14 protein-coding genes and 1 riboswitch are annotated in these 16,170 nt (G+C 72.2%); of the genes, 8 read left to right on the top strand and 6 right to left on the bottom strand.

What is annotated here, in order from left to right:
• Window positions 1-62 precede the first annotated feature (62 nt).
• Entirely contained in the window at window positions 63-818 is a 756-nt protein-coding gene (locus OG562_RS26800) for a decaprenylphospho-beta-D-erythro-pentofuranosid-2-ulose 2-reductase (protein WP_266402114.1), read from the top strand.
• Between the two features lie 14 nt (window positions 819-832).
• Here OG562_RS26800 and OG562_RS26795 read toward each other — a convergent pair whose 3' ends face one another.
• From OG562_RS26795 to OG562_RS26775, 5 genes are all read right to left on the bottom strand, one after another.
• A complete protein-coding gene (locus tag OG562_RS26795; RefSeq protein WP_266402110.1) occupies window positions 833-1,411 on the bottom strand; it encodes a 2'-5' RNA ligase family protein in 579 nt (192 codons plus the stop codon).
• Window positions 1,412-1,610: 199 nt separating this feature from the next.
• Window positions 1,611-2,624 (bottom strand): tryptophan--tRNA ligase, encoded by a 1,014-nt coding sequence (trpS, locus tag OG562_RS26790; protein WP_266402107.1) that lies wholly within the window; start codon window positions 2,622-2,624, stop codon window positions 1,611-1,613.
• Between the two features lie 65 nt (window positions 2,625-2,689).
• Entirely contained in the window at window positions 2,690-4,141 is a 1,452-nt protein-coding gene (locus tag OG562_RS26785; protein ID WP_266402104.1) for a glycine hydroxymethyltransferase, read from the bottom strand.
• Window positions 4,142-4,180: 39 nt separating this feature from the next.
• Window positions 4,181-4,269: riboswitch (ZMP/ZTP riboswitch) on the bottom strand.
• Between the two features lie 80 nt (window positions 4,270-4,349).
• Window positions 4,350-5,534, bottom strand: coding sequence for a glutathionylspermidine synthase family protein (locus OG562_RS26780; protein ID WP_266402102.1), 1,185 nt, complete (start codon window positions 5,532-5,534; stop codon window positions 4,350-4,352).
• A 15-nt stretch (window positions 5,535-5,549) separates the two neighbouring features.
• Window positions 5,550-5,903, bottom strand: a complete 354-nt coding sequence (locus OG562_RS26775; protein WP_266402100.1) for a hypothetical protein — start codon at window positions 5,901-5,903, stop codon at window positions 5,550-5,552.
• Window positions 5,904-6,063: 160 nt separating this feature from the next.
• Between OG562_RS26775 and OG562_RS26770 the strand changes: the two genes are divergently transcribed.
• The gene (locus OG562_RS26770; RefSeq protein WP_266409538.1) at window positions 6,064-7,053 is read left to right on the top strand and encodes a hypothetical protein; all 990 of its coding nucleotides are present in this window, start codon (window positions 6,064-6,066) and stop codon (window positions 7,051-7,053) included.
• On the opposite strand, the gene OG562_RS26765 is transcribed toward OG562_RS26770, so the two are convergent.
• Window positions 7,034-7,720, bottom strand: a complete 687-nt coding sequence (locus OG562_RS26765; RefSeq protein WP_266402098.1) for a DUF3050 domain-containing protein — start codon at window positions 7,718-7,720, stop codon at window positions 7,034-7,036. The two genes, OG562_RS26770 and OG562_RS26765, sit on opposite strands and share 20 nt — an antisense overlap.
• Before the next feature lie 284 nt (window positions 7,721-8,004).
• On the opposite strand from OG562_RS26765, the gene OG562_RS26760 reads away from it, so the two are divergent.
• From OG562_RS26760 to OG562_RS26735, 6 genes are all read left to right on the top strand, one after another.
• The gene (locus OG562_RS26760; RefSeq protein ID WP_266402096.1) at window positions 8,005-8,628 is read left to right on the top strand and encodes an antibiotic biosynthesis monooxygenase; all 624 of its coding nucleotides are present in this window, start codon (window positions 8,005-8,007) and stop codon (window positions 8,626-8,628) included.
• 47 nt (window positions 8,629-8,675) lie between these two features.
• The gene (gene pabB, locus OG562_RS26755; protein WP_266402094.1) at window positions 8,676-10,886 is read left to right on the top strand and encodes an aminodeoxychorismate synthase component I; all 2,211 of its coding nucleotides are present in this window, start codon (window positions 8,676-8,678) and stop codon (window positions 10,884-10,886) included.
• On the top strand, window positions 10,883-12,424 hold the full coding sequence (locus OG562_RS26750) for a benzoate-CoA ligase family protein (protein ID WP_266402091.1): 1,542 nt from the start codon (window positions 10,883-10,885) through the stop codon (window positions 12,422-12,424). The genes pabB and OG562_RS26750 overlap by 4 nt, the downstream gene beginning before the upstream one ends.
• A gap of 44 nt (window positions 12,425-12,468) precedes the next feature.
• A complete protein-coding gene (locus OG562_RS26745) occupies window positions 12,469-14,037 on the top strand; it encodes a class I adenylate-forming enzyme family protein (protein ID WP_266402088.1) in 1,569 nt (522 codons plus the stop codon).
• Window positions 14,034-15,281, top strand: coding sequence for an FAD-dependent monooxygenase (locus tag OG562_RS26740; protein ID WP_266402086.1), 1,248 nt, complete (start codon window positions 14,034-14,036; stop codon window positions 15,279-15,281). Before OG562_RS26745 ends, OG562_RS26740 begins: the two co-directional genes overlap by 4 nt.
• A gap of 61 nt (window positions 15,282-15,342) precedes the next feature.
• Window positions 15,343-16,113 (top strand): aminotransferase class IV, encoded by a 771-nt coding sequence (locus tag OG562_RS26735; protein WP_266409536.1) that lies wholly within the window; start codon window positions 15,343-15,345, stop codon window positions 16,111-16,113.
• Window positions 16,114-16,170 lie beyond the last annotated feature (57 nt).

The raw sequence follows: 16,170 nt of genomic DNA, 5'->3' as shown, positions 1-16,170 counted from the left end.
CCTCGCTCTCCCCCCCCCCACTTCTCCCACGCCCCCACTCCCCACCCCCCACAGGAGCTGTCGTGAAGGACGCCTTCGGCCTCCCCCAGTCCCTTCTCGTCCTCGGCGGCACGTCCGAGATCGCGCTGGCCACCGCCCGCCGCCTGATCGCCCGCCGCACCCGCACGGTGTGGCTCGCCGGCCGCCCCTCGCCCGCCCTGGAGCAGGCAGCCGACGGACTGCGCGCCCTCGGGGCCGACGTCCGCACGGTCGCCTTCGACGCGCTCGACCCCGATTCCCACGAGACCGTCCTCGGCAAGGTGTTCGCCGAGGGGGACGTCGACCTGGTACTGCTCGCCTTCGGCGTCCTGGGCGACCAGGCGCACGACGAGCGCGAGCCTGCGGCCGCGGTGCGCGTCGCGCAGACCAACTACACGGGGGCGGTGTCGGCGGGCCTGGTCAGCGCCCGCGCCCTGCAGACCCAGGGCCACGGTTCCCTGGTCGTCCTGTCCTCCGTCGCCGGGGAGCGCGCCCGGCGCTCGAACTTCATCTACGGCTCGAGCAAGGCCGGCCTGGACGCCTTCGCCCAGGGCCTGGGCGACGCGCTGCACGGGACGGGCGTCCACGTCATGGTCGTACGCCCCGGGTTCGTCCGGACGAAGATGACCGCCGGGCTGGCGGAGGCGCCGCTGGCGACCACGCCGGAGGCGGTCGCGACGGCGGTCGAGCTGGGGCTGCGGCGACGCGCGGAGACGGTGTGGGTGCCGGGGGTGCTTCGGGTGGTGATGTCGGCGCTGCGGCACGCGCCTCGGGGGCTGTTCCGGAGGCTGCCGATCTGACGGCCCGGCAGGTCCTAGCGGGTGGGCAGGGTGCCGTGGTCCGCGTGGGTGGCCTGCGGGGGGACCACCGCGCTGCCGAAGGCGTACTCGTACAGCTTGCGCCATACGCCGTCGGGGCCCTGCTCGTAGAGGGCGAAGCCGGTGCAGGGCCACTGGGCCTCGTAGTCGGCGAGCTCCTCGTAGGCCCGGTCCATGGCCGCCTCGTCGATGCCGTGCGCGACGGTGACGTGCGGGTGGTAGGGGAACTGCAGCTCGCGCGCGAGGGGACCGGAGGCGTCGCGGACCTGCTGCTGTAGCCGGGAGCAGGCCTCGGCGCCCTCGACGACCTGCACGAACACGACCGGCGACAGCGGCCGGAAGGTGCCCGTGCCGGACAGCCGCATCGGGAACGGGCGGCCCGCCGCGGCGACCTCGACGAGATGCGCCTCGACGGCCGGCAGCTCACCGGCGGGGACCTCGGTCGGCGGCAGCAGGGTGACATGCGTGGGGATGCCGTGAGCCGCGGCGTCGCCGAAGCCCTCGCGGCGCTCCTGGAGCAGGCTGCCGTGAGGCTCCGGGACCGCGATCGACACGCCGATCGTTACGGTCCCCACGTCTTTCTCCTGTCTTCTTCGGGTCGTCATGCCGTCGTGCCGGGTTCGTGCTCAGTCGTGCGGCTATCGACTGTACGGCCATGGCTGTGCTCTGGGCAGGCGCAGGGGAAGTGATGTGCAGCGCTCTGCCCAGAGGAACGTGTGTGCGATGCGCCCTCGGTGCTTCCGAGCGCTGCTCAGTGCTTCGCCCGTGCGCCGCTCAGTGCTTCGCGGGCAGGAAGCCGACCCTCTGGTAGGCCTGCGAGAGGGTCTCCGCGGCGACCGCCCGGGCCTTCTCCGCGCCCTTCGCCAGGATCGAGTCGAGCGTCTCGGGGTCGTCCAGGTACTGCTGGGTGCGGTCCCGGAACGGCGTCACGAAGTCGACGACGACATCGGCGAGGTCCGTCTTGAGCGCGCCGTAGAGCTTGCCCTCGTAGCGCTGCTCCAGCTCCGGGATGCTCGTGCCGGTCAGCGTCGAGTAGATGGTGAGCAGGTTGCTCACGCCCGGCTTCTCCACCGCGTCGTACCGGACGACCGTGTCGGTGTCGGTGACCGCGCTCTTGACCTTCTTGGCCGTGGTCTTCGGCTCGTCGAGCAGGTTGACGAGGCCCTTCGGCGTGGACGCCGACTTGCTCATCTTGATCGACGGGTCCTGAAGGTCGTAGATCTTCGCCGTCTCCTTGAGGATGTACGGCTTGGGGACCTCGAAGGTCTGGCCGAAGCGGCCGTTGAAGCGCTCGGCGAGGTCGCGGGTCAGCTCGATGTGCTGACGCTGGTCCTCGCCGACGGGGACCTCGTTGGCCTGGTAGAGCAGGATGTCCGCGACCTGGAGGATCGGGTACGTGAACAGGCCGACGCTCGCGCGGTCCGCGCCCTGCTTGGCGGACTTGTCCTTGAACTGGGTCATGCGGCTGGCTTCGCCGAAGCCGGTGAGGCAGTTCATGACCCAGGCGAGCTGGGCGTGCTCGGGGACGTGGCTCTGGACGAAGAGCGTGCAGCGGTCCGGGTCGAGTCCGGCCGCCAGCAGCTGCGCCGCGGCCAGCCGCGTGTTGGCGCTCAGGTCCTTCGGGTCCTGCGGGACCGTGATCGCGTGCAGGTCGACGACCATGTAGAAGGCGTCGTGCGACTCCTGGAGGGCTACCCACTGGCGGACGGCGCCGAGGTAGTTGCCGAGGTGGAACGAGCCTGCGGTGGGCTGGATTCCGGAGAGCACGCGGGGTCGGTCTGAGGCCATGCTCACCATTGTCTCAGAGCGTGGGGACCGCCTGGAACGGGTCCCCACGCCCCCTGGGGGTCGGCTCAGCCGAGGTCGATCTCCGGGTACAGCGGGAAGCCCGCCACCAGGTCCGTCGCCCTTGTCGCGATCTCGTCGGAGACCTTCTCGTCCAGGATGTGGGAGGCCTTGGACGGGGCGCCCGACTTCGTGACGCCCGGCTCGGCCGTGGTGAGGACTCGGTCGATCAGGGCCGCCACCTCGTCCATCTCCGCCGTGCCGAGACCCCGCGTCGTCAGCGCCGGGGTGCCGATGCGGATGCCGGACGTGTACCAGGCGCCGTTCGGGTCGGCGGGGATGGCGTTGCGGTTGGTGACGATGCCGGAGTCGAGCAGGGCGGCCTCGGCCTGGCGGCCGGTGAGGCCGTAGGAGGACGCCACGTCGATCAGGTTCAGGTGGTTGTCCGTGCCGCCGGTGACCAGGGTCGCGCCGCGCCGCATCAGGCCGTCGGCGAGGGCGCGGGAGTTGTCGACGATGCGCTGGGCGTAGTCCTGGAAGGAGGGCTGCCGGGCCTCCGCCAGGGCCACCGCCTTGGCCGCCATCACGTGCGGGAGGGGGCCGCCGAGGACCATCGGGCAGCCGCGGTCGACCTGGTCCTTGAGGGAGTCGTCGCACAGGACCATGCCGCCGCGCGGGCCGCGCAGGGACTTGTGGGTGGTGGTGGTGACGATCTGGGCGTGCGGGACCGGGTCGAAGTCGCCGGTCAGGACCTTGCCGGCGACCAGGCCCGCGAAGTGCGCCATGTCGACCATGAGGGTGGCGCCGACCTCGTCGGCGATCTCGCGCATGATCCGGAAGTTCACCAGGCGGGGGTACGCGGAGTAGCCGGCGACGATGATCAGCGGCTTGAAGTCGCGGGCCGACGTGCGCAGCGCCTCGTAGTCGATCAGGCCGGTCGCGGAGTCGGTGCCGTAGGAGCGCTGGTCGAACATCTTGCCGGAGATGTTGGGGCGGAAGCCGTGGGTGAGGTGGCCGCCGGCGTCCAGGGACATGCCGAGCATGCGCTGGTTGCCGAAGGCCTGGCGCAGCTCGGCCCAGTCGGCGTCGGAGAGGTCGTTGACCTGGCGGACGCCCGCCTTGGCGAGGGCCGGGACCTCCACGCGGTCGGCGAGGATCGACCAGAAGGCGACGAGGTTGGCGTCGATGCCGGAGTGCGGCTGGACGTAGGCGTGCCGGGCGCCGAACAGCTCGCGGGCGTGCTCGGCGGCCAGCGACTCGACCGTGTCGACGTTGCGACAGCCGGCGTAGAAGCGGCGGCCGATGGTGCCCTCGGCGTACTTGTCGCTGAACCAGTTGCCCATCGCGAGCAGCGTGGCCGGGGAGGCGTAGTTCTCGGAGGCGATCAGCTTGAGCATCTCGCGCTGGTCGGCGACCTCCTGGCCGATGGCGTCGGCGACGCGCGGCTCGACGGCGCGGATCACGTCGAGGGCGGCGCGGAAGGCGGTGGACTCGGTGGAGAGGGGCTGCTGCTCGGACATGTCGTCGGCCTCCGGGTGGCGTGAAAGCGGTCACGGTCACGGTCTGGCCCAGGCGCACGGCACTCGGTCACGCAGGGCCGCTCCCCGATGGTCCGTCCCATCCCAGCGCGCCAGTCACGGCCCTGCCGGTCAGCCTACCGGCCGGGTCGTGGGGCGGCCGTCCCCCGTCCACCATGCGAGCGACGGCGGGACGGGGGCCGACAGGCCGTTACAGGATCACGTGGGGCAGGAAGCGGGCGTACTCGTCCGTGATCAGGCCCGAGGACTCGCGGATGCCGAGGCCCGCCGACTCGTCGCCGACCGTCCAGGCGCCGAGGACGACGTGGTTGCCGTCGAAGGCGGGCAGCGGGGCCAGCTCCTGGTAGCAGCAGGGCTCGTCCCGTACGACGGGTGCGGCGCCCTTCTCGTGGATCGTGACGCCCGCGCCCTCGCGGCCCAGCAGCGGCTTGGCGACGTAGCCGGCGGTGGCGGCGAGGTCGCGGGGGCCGTCGAGAAAGGCCGGGAGGAGGTTGGGGTGGTCCGGGTGGAGCTCCCAGAGGATCGCGAGGAGGGCCTTGTTGCTGAGGAGCATCTTCCAGGCCGGTTCGATCCACAGGGTCGTGCCGGTGCCGCCGCCGTTGTCGAGGGTGTCCAGGACGTGGTCGGCGAAGCGGTCGGAGGTGAGCCACTCCCAGGGGTACAGCTTGAAGCAGCTGCGGATGAACCGGAGCCGTTGGTCGACGAAGCGGTCGGAGAGCCGGTCCCAGCCGATGTCCTCGACGGGGATGAACTCGGTGTCCAGGCCTGCCTGTTCGGCGGTCTCCTTGAGGTAGGCGACCGTCATCAGGTCCTCGCCGAGCTCGTCGGCGGTGGAGTGGGCGAAGTAGAGCGGGCTGCCGGGCGGGAGGAGGGCGGCCTGCCTCTTCCAGGCGGCGACGAGGCGTTCGTGGAGGGAGTTCCACTGGTCGGCGCCGGGGAACCGTTCCTCCATCCAGAACCACTGGCAGGAGGCCGCCTCCACCAGGGAGGTGGGGGTGTCGGCGTTGTACTCCAGCAGCTTCGCCGGGCCCGTGCCGTCGTAGTGCAGGTCGAACCGGCCGTAGACGGAGGGGAGTTCGGCGCGGCGGCGCCAGGACTCGGTGACGGCCTCGGCGAGCCGCGGGTCGGTGATGCCCAGGTCGGCGAGACGGTCGGCGGAGACGATGTGCTCGGCGGCCGCCAGGCACATGGCGTGCAGTTCCTCGACGGTCTCCTCCAGCGCCTCGACCTCGTCGAGGGTGAAGACGTAGTACGCGCTCTCGTCCCAGTACGGGCGCAGGGAGCCGTCGGGGTGGCGGGTGAGCGGGTAGACGAGGCCCTGTTCCTCGACGGTCTGCTGCCAGCCGGGGCGGGGTTCGATGGTGTGGCGTCGCATGGGGTGCCGTCCTGTTCAGCCGCCGGAGCTGCCCTTGCCGCTGCCGAAGCCGCCGCGGTCGACGTCGCTGCCGCCGCTGTTGCTGCCGCCCGAGCCGCTGGACCCCTTGCTCGGCTTGGTGAGGGAGCCGCCGGTGACGTAGGAGCCCTTCTTCTTGCCGCCGTAGTACCAGACGCCGTTCGCCGTGCTCTTGGTGGACTTGCAGTTCTTGTCGGCGACGACCTTGTAGCCCTTGGCGAGGGTGTAGCTGTCGCGGTCGACGCACCGCTTGTCGGGGTCGGAGGAGCAGGCGGTGAGGGCCGCGGCGAGCAGCCCCATGCCGCCGAGCACGACCGTGCCCGAGCGCAGCCTTCTGCGTACGTCCGCCATGTCCTGTCTCCCCGTTGTCGTGCACGCGTTGTCGTGCAGCCGCTGTCGTAGTCGCCCCGGTGGGGCGATTTCCGGCCGTCAGCCTAGAGATCGGTGAGAGCGGGCGTGCAGGGGCCCCCCGCGTCGCCGGTTGGCCTAGAGTCCGTTTGTGCTGTTTGGAATGGTGTGCGCGCTCGCGGCCGCGGTCTGCTTCGGTACGGCGACGGTGTTGCAGGCGATGGCGGCGCGCGCGGCCGCCGACGAAGACGACAGCGCGAGCGGAGGCGGCAGCTCGGGCGCAGGGGGCTCGGAGGCGGCGCTGCTGCTGCGGGCGCTGCGGCAGTGGCGGTATCTGGCGGGGCTGGCCCTGGACGGGCTGGGGTTCCTGTTCCAGATCGCCGCACTGCGTTCGATCCCCATCTACGCGGTCGGCGCGGCCCTCGCGTCGAGCCTCGCGGTGACGGCGGTGGTCGCGGCACGGCTGCTGCGGGTGCGGCTGAGCCGGACCGAGTGGGCTGCGGTGGCGGTGGTGTGCGCGGGGCTGGCGATGCTGGGGCTGGCGGCGGGGACGGAGGGCGAGCGGGCCGGGTCGGACGCGTTGAAGTGGGTCATGCTCGCTGCGGCGGCGGCCGTGCTGGCGCTCGGGCTGCTCGGCGGGCGGCTGCCGGGGCGGGCTCGGGCGTTGACGCTCGGGCTGGGGGCGGGGTTCGGGTTCGGGGTGGTCGAGGTGGCGGTACGGCTGATCGACTCGCTCGAGCCGTCGGAGCTGGTCGCCAACCCCGCGGCGTACGCCCTGCTGCTGGGCGGCGGGGCGGCGTTCCTGTTGCTGACGTCGGCCCTGCAGAAGGGCTCGGTGACCACGGCCACGGCCGGGATGGTGATCGGCGAGACCATCGGCCCGGCACTCGTGGGCGTGGTGTGGCTGGGCGACCGTACGCGAGAGGGTCTGGGCTGGCTGGCGGTGCTCGGCTTCGCTGTGGCCGTCGTGGGCGCACTGGCCCTGGCGCGGTTCGGGGAGGCGCCGGCGGAGGGGACGTCGACCGGGACGACCAGGGAGACGGAGGAGCCAGAGGAGCCAGAGGTGGCAGAGGCGACGGGAGAGACCGGGGAGACCGGGGAGACGGGGGAGGCGCCGGGCGAGGAGCCGTCCGTCAGGCCATCGCCTCGGTGATGCCGTCCCACAGGCGGGAGCGGGCCTCCAGGGCCAGGGTCGCCGTTTCGACGGCCTCCTGCCAGCGGGTGTCGTCGGCGCCGCAGAGGTCGGAGACCATCTGCATGGCCATGGGGGTGTGCTCCTCGCCGTCGACCTCGATATGGCGGGCCAGGTAGTCGCAGAAGAGGGGGAAGCGGTCCGTGCCCTCCTTCTTGATCACCTGGTCGAACATGTCCGGGATGAGGTCCTCCCGGGAGAAGGCGAACGCGGCCGCCCGGCAGTGCAGCGGGCGGTCGGCGATGATGCCGAAGGTCGTGCGGACGAACTCGGCGGCCGGGAGCGGGACCTGGGCGACCCGTAGGGACGACGGCACGTCGTGGCCCTCGCCGATCAGCGCGAGGAAGGCGTCGATCCGGGTGGTGTCGGCCCCCGCCTCGTCCATGCCCGCGCGGTACAGCTCGAAGTGGCTGGTGAAGCCGCCGTTGAGCTCGTCGCTCTCCTCGACCAGCACGATGTCGTTGATCAGGCGCCGGCTCACCTCCGAGCCGCGCGGCACCCAGGGGACGTCGACGCAGGTGAGGTCCCGCTGGAGCGACTTGAGCAGGGACATGAAGTCCCACACCGCGAAGACGTGGTGCGCCATGAACGTCGCCATGTGTTCCCGGGTGTCTATCCGCTGGTACATCGGATGAGCGGTCACTTCTTTCCGCGCGGATTCGATCACGGAACGGGCCCGGTCTATTCCGTCATCCTGGCCCATATTCCAGTCGTACCTGGACATGAAATCTCCTTCTGTCTACTTGAATCGTTTATCGGGGGCCGATCGTGCACTCCCCTCCGACCCGCCCGCAAGCGCTTCCGAAAATCCCCGAAAAGTTACCGCCGGTATCGCTCAGCAGAAGATGCCAAGACAGCCGAAAAAGCAATGAAGAGACACTTTTCGGACAGCCGGAAAACTTTGAAGATTGTGTGAACGCGGCGACCCTTCATTCCGTACTCGATGCCGTGACCAGTAATCCCGTCACCGTCACCATGGCCTACCACGTGGTGCCGGGCCACGAGTCCGAGTTCCACTCGTGGGGGTGGGCCATGCTGGGCGCGAGTGCGCAGCAGCCGGGCTTCCTGGGCGGAGGCGTTCTTGTCGACCGAGAGGCGGAGTGGCATGTGGTCTATCGCTTCGCCAGCGAGGGTATGGCCCGGGACTGGGAGGAATCGCCCGACTGGGTGCGCTGGGACGCACGGCTCGCGGGGTTCGCCCGGCCGACCGGCCGCACGAGCGTGCGCGGCTCCAAGACCTGGTTCGAGTCCCAGACCGCCCGGCCCGCCGCACCGTCCCCGCCGGCTCCGCCGTCGAAATGGAAGCTCTGGTTCGTGAACATGAGCGCGGTGTTCCCACCAGTGCTCTTATTCAATCTGATCGTGCTCCCCTATCTCGGCGGAATCAATCCGTTCGTCCGTACGCTGCTGTTGTGTCTGTGTGTGACAGCGCTTGTCACCTGGATTCTCATGCCACGACTCCAGCGTTTCTTCAAGAAATGGCTGTATCCGCCGCTCCAGGCGCTTCGCGGACGGCACAAACGGCGGACCGCTTAGGCCCGCGAGCCGCGCGGGCCAGAGAAAGACCAGAGGGAGGTGGGCGGGTGAAGACGCTGCTCATCGACAATTATGATTCGTACACGTACAACCTGTTCCAGCTGATCGCCGAGGTCAACGGCGAGGAGCCGACGGTGATCCTCAACGACACCCCGGCCGACTCGATCCCGGACCTCACCCGGTTCGACAACGTGGTGGTGTCGCCGGGCCCCGGGCATCCGGCCGACGCCCGTGACTTCGGCATCAGCGCGCGTGTGCTCGCCACGTCCCCGATCCCCGTGCTCGGCGTCTGCCTGGGCCACCAGGGCGTGGCCCTCGGCGAGGGCGGCCAGGTGACCCCCGCCCCGGAGCCCCGCCACGGGCACCTGTCCACGGTCCGGCACGACGAGCGGGACCTGTTCCAGGGGCTGCCGCAGGGCTTCACCGCGGTCCGCTACCACTCGCTGGCCGTGCGCGAGCCGCTGCCCGAGACGCTGGAGGCCACCGCGTGGTCCGAGGACGGCGTCCTGATGGGGCTGCGGCACCGCACCCGGCCCCTGTGGGGACTGCAGTTCCACCCGGAGTCCGTCCTCACCGACTTCGGCCACCGCATGCTCGTGAACTTCCGCAACCTCACGGCCGACCTGGCCCACAAGCCGCGTTCGAAGAACACCGCGGTCTCGTCGTCGGCGGTGGCCGTCCCGCGCCCCCGCCACCCCGATCACTCCGCCCACCCCGGCCGCCCGGCGCGTCCCGGCCGCCCGGCCCACCGGCTGCACACCCGGCGCATCGCCACCGCGGTCGACACGGAGGCCGCCTTCACCCGGATGTACGCCGCCTCCCCGCGGGCCTTCTGGCTGGACAGCTCCCGGGTCGAACAGGGCCTCTCCCGCTTCTCGTTCCTCGGCGACGACAGCGGCCCGCTCGCCGAGTTCGTCCGCTACGACGTCACCACAGGGCGCTGTGAGATCGAGCGGGCGGGACGGCCCACGCGCACCGTCCGGGCCGACGTCTTCGACTATCTCCAACGGCAGCTGACCACCCGTCGGGTGGACGCCACCGGGCTGCCCTTCGACTTCACCGGCGGCTACGTCGGCTATCTCGGCTACGAGACGAAGGCCGACTGCGGCTCCCCCAACCGCCATCGCTCCCCCACGCCGGACGCCTGCTGGCTCTTCGCCGACCGGCTGATCGCGGTGGACCACGAGGCGGGGTTCACCTACGCGGTCTGCCTGGCCGAGGACACCCCGCAGGCCGCCCGGGAGGCCGCCGACTGGCTGGAGCAGGCGGTGGCCCAGCTCACCTTCGTCGCCCCGGACCTGGACCAGCCCCCGGCGCCCGCCCAGGCCGAGCCCGACCTCGACGCCGCCGAGCCGTGGCTGGTGCGCGACCGGACGACGTATCTCGCCGACATCGAGGCCTGCCAGCGGGAGCTGCGCGCGGGCGCCAGCTATGAGATCTGCCTGACCGACGCCGCCCGTTTACCCGCTCCGTCCGACCCGTACGGCTACTACCGGACCCTGCGCCGCATCAACCCGGCGCCGTACGCGGCCTTCCTGAGATTCGGGGACCTGGACGTGGCCGGCTCCTCCCCCGAGCGCTTCCTGCGGATCACCCGGGACGGCGTCGCCGAGGCCAAGCCCATCAAGGGCACCGCCCCCCGCGGCGACACCCCGCACGAGGACGCGCTGCTGCGGGACGCGCTGGCGGCGGACGCCAAGACGCGCGCCGAGAACCTGATGATCGTCGACCTGCTCCGCAACGACCTGGGCCGCGTCTGCCAGACCGGGACGGTGCGCGTCTCCCGGCTCATGGCCACGGAGACGTACGCGACCGTGCACCAGCTGGTCTCCACGGTCGAGGGGCGGCTGCGCGAGGACACGGACGCGGTGGACTGTGTGCGCGCCTGCTTCCCCGGCGGGTCGATGACCGGCGCGCCGAAGCTGCGCACCCTGGAGATCATCGACTCGCTGGAGACCGAGGCCCGTGGCGTGTACTCGGGCGCGCTCGGCTACCTCGGGTGCAGCGGCGGCGCGGATCTCGCGATCGTCATACGCACCGCCGTACTCGCCGACGGGGTGATGCATCTGGGCGCCGGCGGGGCGATCGTCCTCGACTCCGATCCGGCCGCGGAGTACGACGAGATGCTGCTGAAGACCGCCGCCCAGATGCGGGCCCTGCGGGAAGCGGGGGCGACGGCGGACGGGGCGGGGCGCGCGGCCCTGACACGGGGGAACACCGAGGCCGTATCGGCCGCCGTAGAGGAGCCCGCACGATGACCGTCCTGCCGCAGACCGTCACCACTGCCCTGCCCGCAGCGGCGGTTCCGTATCCCGCCCCCGGCAATCTCGCGGCGAGTCTCGCCGTGCTGGCCGAGGCGCGGGGATGGACGGACCGGCCCGCGTTCCATCAGGGACATCGGGTCTGGAGCCACGGCGCGGTGCACGCGCTCGCGGCGCGGGCGGCCGCCGTGCTCGCCGGTCAGGGCGTGCGTCCCGGCGAACGGGTGCTGCTGGCGCTGCCCGACGGGATCGCGTGGGTGGCGGCGTTCCTCGCCGTCGCCCGGCTCGGGGCCGTGGCCGTGCTGGTCAACCCCGAACTGCCCGCAGCGGAGCACGCGTTCATGGCCGAGGACAGCGGGGCCGTGCTCTGTGTGACCGGGCCCGGGCTGGAGGACCGGTTCGCCGGGCGGGCGCAGCTCGGCGCCGACCAGCTGCTCGCCCTCGCCGCGGCCGCCGAGCCGGCCGCCGCCCAGCAGGTCGACGCGCACACTCCCCTGTACGTCCAGTACACGTCCGGAACCACGGGCCGCCCCAAGGGGGTCGTGCACGCGCACGGCGACCCGAAGGCGTACCACGATCTGATCGGCCGACGGCTGCTCGGGATCACCGCGGACGACGTGACCCTGTCGGTGTCGAAGCTGTACTTCGCCTACGGCTTCGGCAACGCCTTCGTCTTCCCGCTGTTCTCCGGTTCGTCCGCCGTGCTGGTGGACCGGCGTCCGACGCCGGCCGCCGTCGACGAGCTGGTCGCCCGGCACCGGGTGACGCTGCTCTACTCGGTGCCCTCGGCGTACGCGGCGCTGGTCGCCGACCGGGGCAGCGGGCACGAGGCCTGTTTCGCCTCGGTGCGCGCCGCGGTGTCGGCCGGCGAGGGTCTGCCGACGGAACTCGGGCGTCAGGTCCAGGAGTTGCTGGGCGCGCCGGTGCTGGAGCAGATCGGCTCCACCGAGGCCGGGCACGCCTTCTGCGCGAACAGCGTCGGCCACGACCACCCGGGCACGGTCGGCCGGCCCGTGCCCGGCTTCGAGGTGGAGCTGCGCGACCGGGCCGGACGCCCGGTGCCCGACGGCACGGAGGGCGAGCTGTGGGTACGCGGGCCGACGGTGACGTCCGGCTATCTGAACCGGCCCGAGGAGACCGCCCGCGCCCTGGTGGGCGGCTGGCTGGCCACCCACGACCGGGCGCTGCGCGAGAGCGACGGGGCGTACCGGCATCTGGGCCGCACCGACGACATGGAGATGGTCGGCGGCATCACCGTCTCCCCGCTGGAGGTGGAGGCCGTGCTGCGCGGCCACCCCGCGGTGAAGGAGATCGCGGTCGCCGCGGTCGTCGACGGGCGCGGGGTCAGCAAGCTGCGCGCCTTCGTCGTAGCCGCCGCCACACCCGCGGACGGGCTGCAGGAAGACCTGCTCGGGCTGGCCCGTGAGCGGCTGGCCGCCTTCAAGGTTCCCCGGAGCGTCGCCTTCGTCCCCTCCCTGCCCCGCACCCCGACCGGAAAGCTCCGCCGCCACCTCGTCCGTCAGGGCGCGTGGTGACCCCCGGAGCCACGACAGAAGACACGACAGAGAGGAACGGCCGCATGCGACAGCAGCAGCCTCTGTTCGCCGAGCGCGGTTTCTATCTCGGCCCGCTGTTCCGCCGGGCGGCCGACCGGCACGGCGCCGTCTTCGTCACCCTGGACCGGCCGCTGGACACCCACCCCGGCCTCGGCGTCGACCTCAGCTACCGGGTGCTGGCCGACGTCGTCGAGGAGCTGTCCGGCCGGCTGTGGGAGGCCGGGGTACGGCCCTCGGAGCAGGTCGTCGTACACAAGACGGACAACGTCGACATCGTGCTCCTGACCTGCGCCGTCTCCCGGATCGGCGCGGTGCCCGTGCTGCTCTCGCCCGGTCTGGCCGGTCCCGTCGTGGGGCAGTTGCTGGGACGGCTGCGGCAGCCGTGGCTGATCACGGACCGGGCGAAGCTGACGGGCCCGCTGGGGGACGTCGAGGTCTCCTCGCTGGTGCGGCGGACACTGTCCGTGGACGACGCGCCCGGCGCCGACCCGCTGGAGAAGTACTCCGGCGCCGAACCCCCCGCGCCGGTGCGCCTGCACCCCACCGAACCCGCACTCATCACCCACAGTTCGGGCACGACGGGCGTCCCCAAGCTCGCCGTGCACTGCCCGAACACGATGTGGAACCGGCTCGTGCCGCAGCAGGCGATGGGCTGGCCCACCCGCGGCGAGACCGCCGCCCTGCACATGTCCTTCGTGCACTCCCGCTTCTACCATCTGCTCGGCGTCCTGCTGCACTTCGGCAGCCCGCTGGTGCTGATCACCGACCCGGAGCCGGCCGCGGTCGGCCCGCTGCTGGCCCGGCACCGGCCCGGCATCGTCGAGACCCACCCCAACACCTTCGTGCTGTGGGAGGAGTTGGCCGACGCGCCCGGAGCGCCGCTGTCCCGGGTCCGCTCCTACGGCTCCACGTTCGACGCGATCCACCCGCGCACCGTACGGCGGCTGCTCGACGCCTCGAAGCGGCGCGCGCCCTGGCTGATCCAGCTGTACGGGCAGAGCGAGACGGGCCCGGTGGCGTTCCAGTGGTTCACCCGGCGCAGCGCCGCCCGCGCGGACGGCCGCCGGGTCGGCATCGGGATACCCGGCTTCACCCGGGTCCGGATCACCGACGACTCCGGACGGCGCGCGGCCCCCGGCACGCCCGGCCGGATCGAGGCTCGCACCAGGGGCCGCATCCTCACCTACCTCGGCGCCCGGGAGCAGTACGAACGCCAACTCGACGGCGCGTGGTGGCAGATGGGCGACATGGGGTACATGAGCCGCCTGGGCGCGCTGCATCTCATCGACCGCGAGATCGACCGCATCGACTCCGTGCACAGCAACCTGGAGGTCGAGGACGCGCTGATGGACCGCCTGGAGGAGCTGCGGGAGGTCGTCATCGTGCCCGGCGCGGACCGGGAGCCGGTCCCGGTGGTGTGCGTCCGGGGCGAGGAACCACTGGACCCGGACCGCTGGCGGGCGGCCACCGCCGATCTGCCCGCGATGGCCGAGCCCCGGCAGTGGCGGTTCGAGGAGCTGCCGATGACCGCCACCTGGAAGGTGAAGCGGGTGGAGATCACCCGCATGCTGGCCGAGAGCGCGCGCGCATGAGTGCGCAGGTCGTAGTGGTCGGCGCCGGTCCCGTGGGCCTGTCGGCGGCGCTCGCGCTGCGCGCCCACGGGCTGGCCGTCGTCCTGCTGGAGGCCGACCCGAAGGACCGCGAACGGCCCGGCAGTCGCGCCCTGTTCGTGCACCGCGAGTCCCTCGCCCTGCTCGACGGGATGCAGCCCGGGCTCGCCGCGGAGCTCACCTCGTACGGGCGGACCTGGCAGACCCGGCGCACCCTCTACCGGGGCCGCGAGGTGTACTCCCGCACCTTCCCGCCCCCGTCGGGGAAGGGCCTGCCGCCCTTCACCAGTCTGCGCCAGGTGGACACCGAACGCTTCCTTCGGGCCGCCTGCGAGCGGGCCGGGGTGGAGTTCGAGTGGGACGCCCGCGTCATCGGCGTACGCGCCACGGAGAGCGGGGTCGCGGTCATCGGCGAGGACGGGCGGGAGTGGCACGGCGGATACGCCATCGCCGCCGACGGCGCCCGTTCCGCGCTGCGGCGGGACCTGGGCATCGCCATGGAGGGCAGCCACGGCGAGGGCTTCCACGTCGTCGTCGACGTCGCCGACGCCCCCGGCGCCGAGCCGTCCTCCGCGCGGGTCTTCCACTACGAGCATCCGGCGGTCGGCGGGCGCAGCGTCATGCGGGTGCCGTTCACCGGCGGCTTCCAGATCGACCTCCAGTGCCACGACGACGACGCCCGGGAGGAGTACGGCACCCAGGAGGCCGTACGGAGATGGCTGCCCTCGGTCGTGGAGGACGGGGGCGCTGGCGGGAGCGAGGGCGGGGCCGGGAGCGGGGTCGGGAGCGGGGCCGGGGCCGGGGGCGTTGATCAGATTCTGTGGGTGTCGACGTATCGCTTCCAGCACCAGGTCGCGGCCTCGTTCACCGATCCCGGCCGGCGGGTGCTGCTCGTCGGCGAGGCGGCGCATCTCTTCCCGCCGTTCGGCGCGCGCGGCATGAACAGCGGGATCGCGGACGCGGCGGCGGCCGCCGCGGCCATCGCCGCGGGGACTCCGCAGGCCGTCGACCGCTTCGCCGAAGTCCGGCGTGCGGCGGCCCTGTTCAACAGCGCCGCCGCGTCCACCGCGCTCGACCATCTGCGGCCGCAGCGCCGGATCGTCCGCGTCAAGCAGCGTGCGGCGGCCGCCCTCGCGCCCGTGCTGCCGTGGTGCGGGTCCTGGCTGGAGCACGCGCCGTACGGGCCGCGGCACGGGGCGCCGGCCGTCGCGGGCCGCAAGTACTGAGGAAGCCCAGGAAGGGGTGTCTGTGACGCAACCGGTGAGCGTGGACGTGGGCAGGGAAGAGCTGTTGGCGTGGACGCCCCAGCACGGCCTGAAGGCCGCCGGTCCAGGGGCCGAACGGCGGCTGCTCGTCGCGGACTCCTGGCTGGTGCGCGACGGCCGGATGCGCGGCCCGGACCGGCACCGGGAGCGTTTCCTGCGGTCCTGCGCCGAGTGCGACGGGCCGCCGCTGCGCCGGCTCCTCGAGTTCTGGCAGGACATGACGGCGGCCCTGCCGCGCACAGGCGACTGGTTCCCCCGCGTCGAACTCACCGCGGAATCACCGGAGTTGCGGCTGCTGCTGCGCCCCGCTCCCCCGCTCGGCTCCGAGGTGCGGCTCTGGGCGGCGGGGCAGCCCGATCCGCGTGCCGTCCCCCGTCGCAAGGGCCCGGACCTGGCCGCCCTGGCCCAGGTCCGACGGCGGGCGGCCGACAGGGGCGCTCAGGAGGCGGTGCTGGTCACGCCGTCCGGTGTGGTGCTGGAGTCGGCCACCGCCAGCGTCCTGTGGTGGGAGGACGACACCCTGTGCCTGCCGGCGGCCCGGCTGCCCGTCCTGCCCGGCGTGACCATGGGCCTCGTCCGCGAACGGGCCGTGCGCCTCGGCGTCCCCGTCGCCCACCGCGAGCGGGCCCTGGCGGAACTGGACGGCCGTGAGGTGTGGCTGGTCAACGCGCTGCACGGAATCCGGCCGGTGACGGGCTGGACGGGAGAAGCGATGACGGCCGGTCCCGCGACGCGGGCGGCGGAATGGCGGGAGTGGCTGGACGGATTGATGCAACCGCTTCCGGATAAATAGAGAACATAAGACCACGGGCATCGGCGGATATCGCCGATGCCCGAATTCTGCATTACT

It is taken from the genome of Streptomyces sp. NBC_01275, assembly GCF_026340655.1.
GTDB lineage: Bacteria > Actinomycetota > Actinomycetes > Streptomycetales > Streptomycetaceae > Streptomyces.
This window is presented reverse-complemented; position numbering and strand designations above follow the sequence as displayed.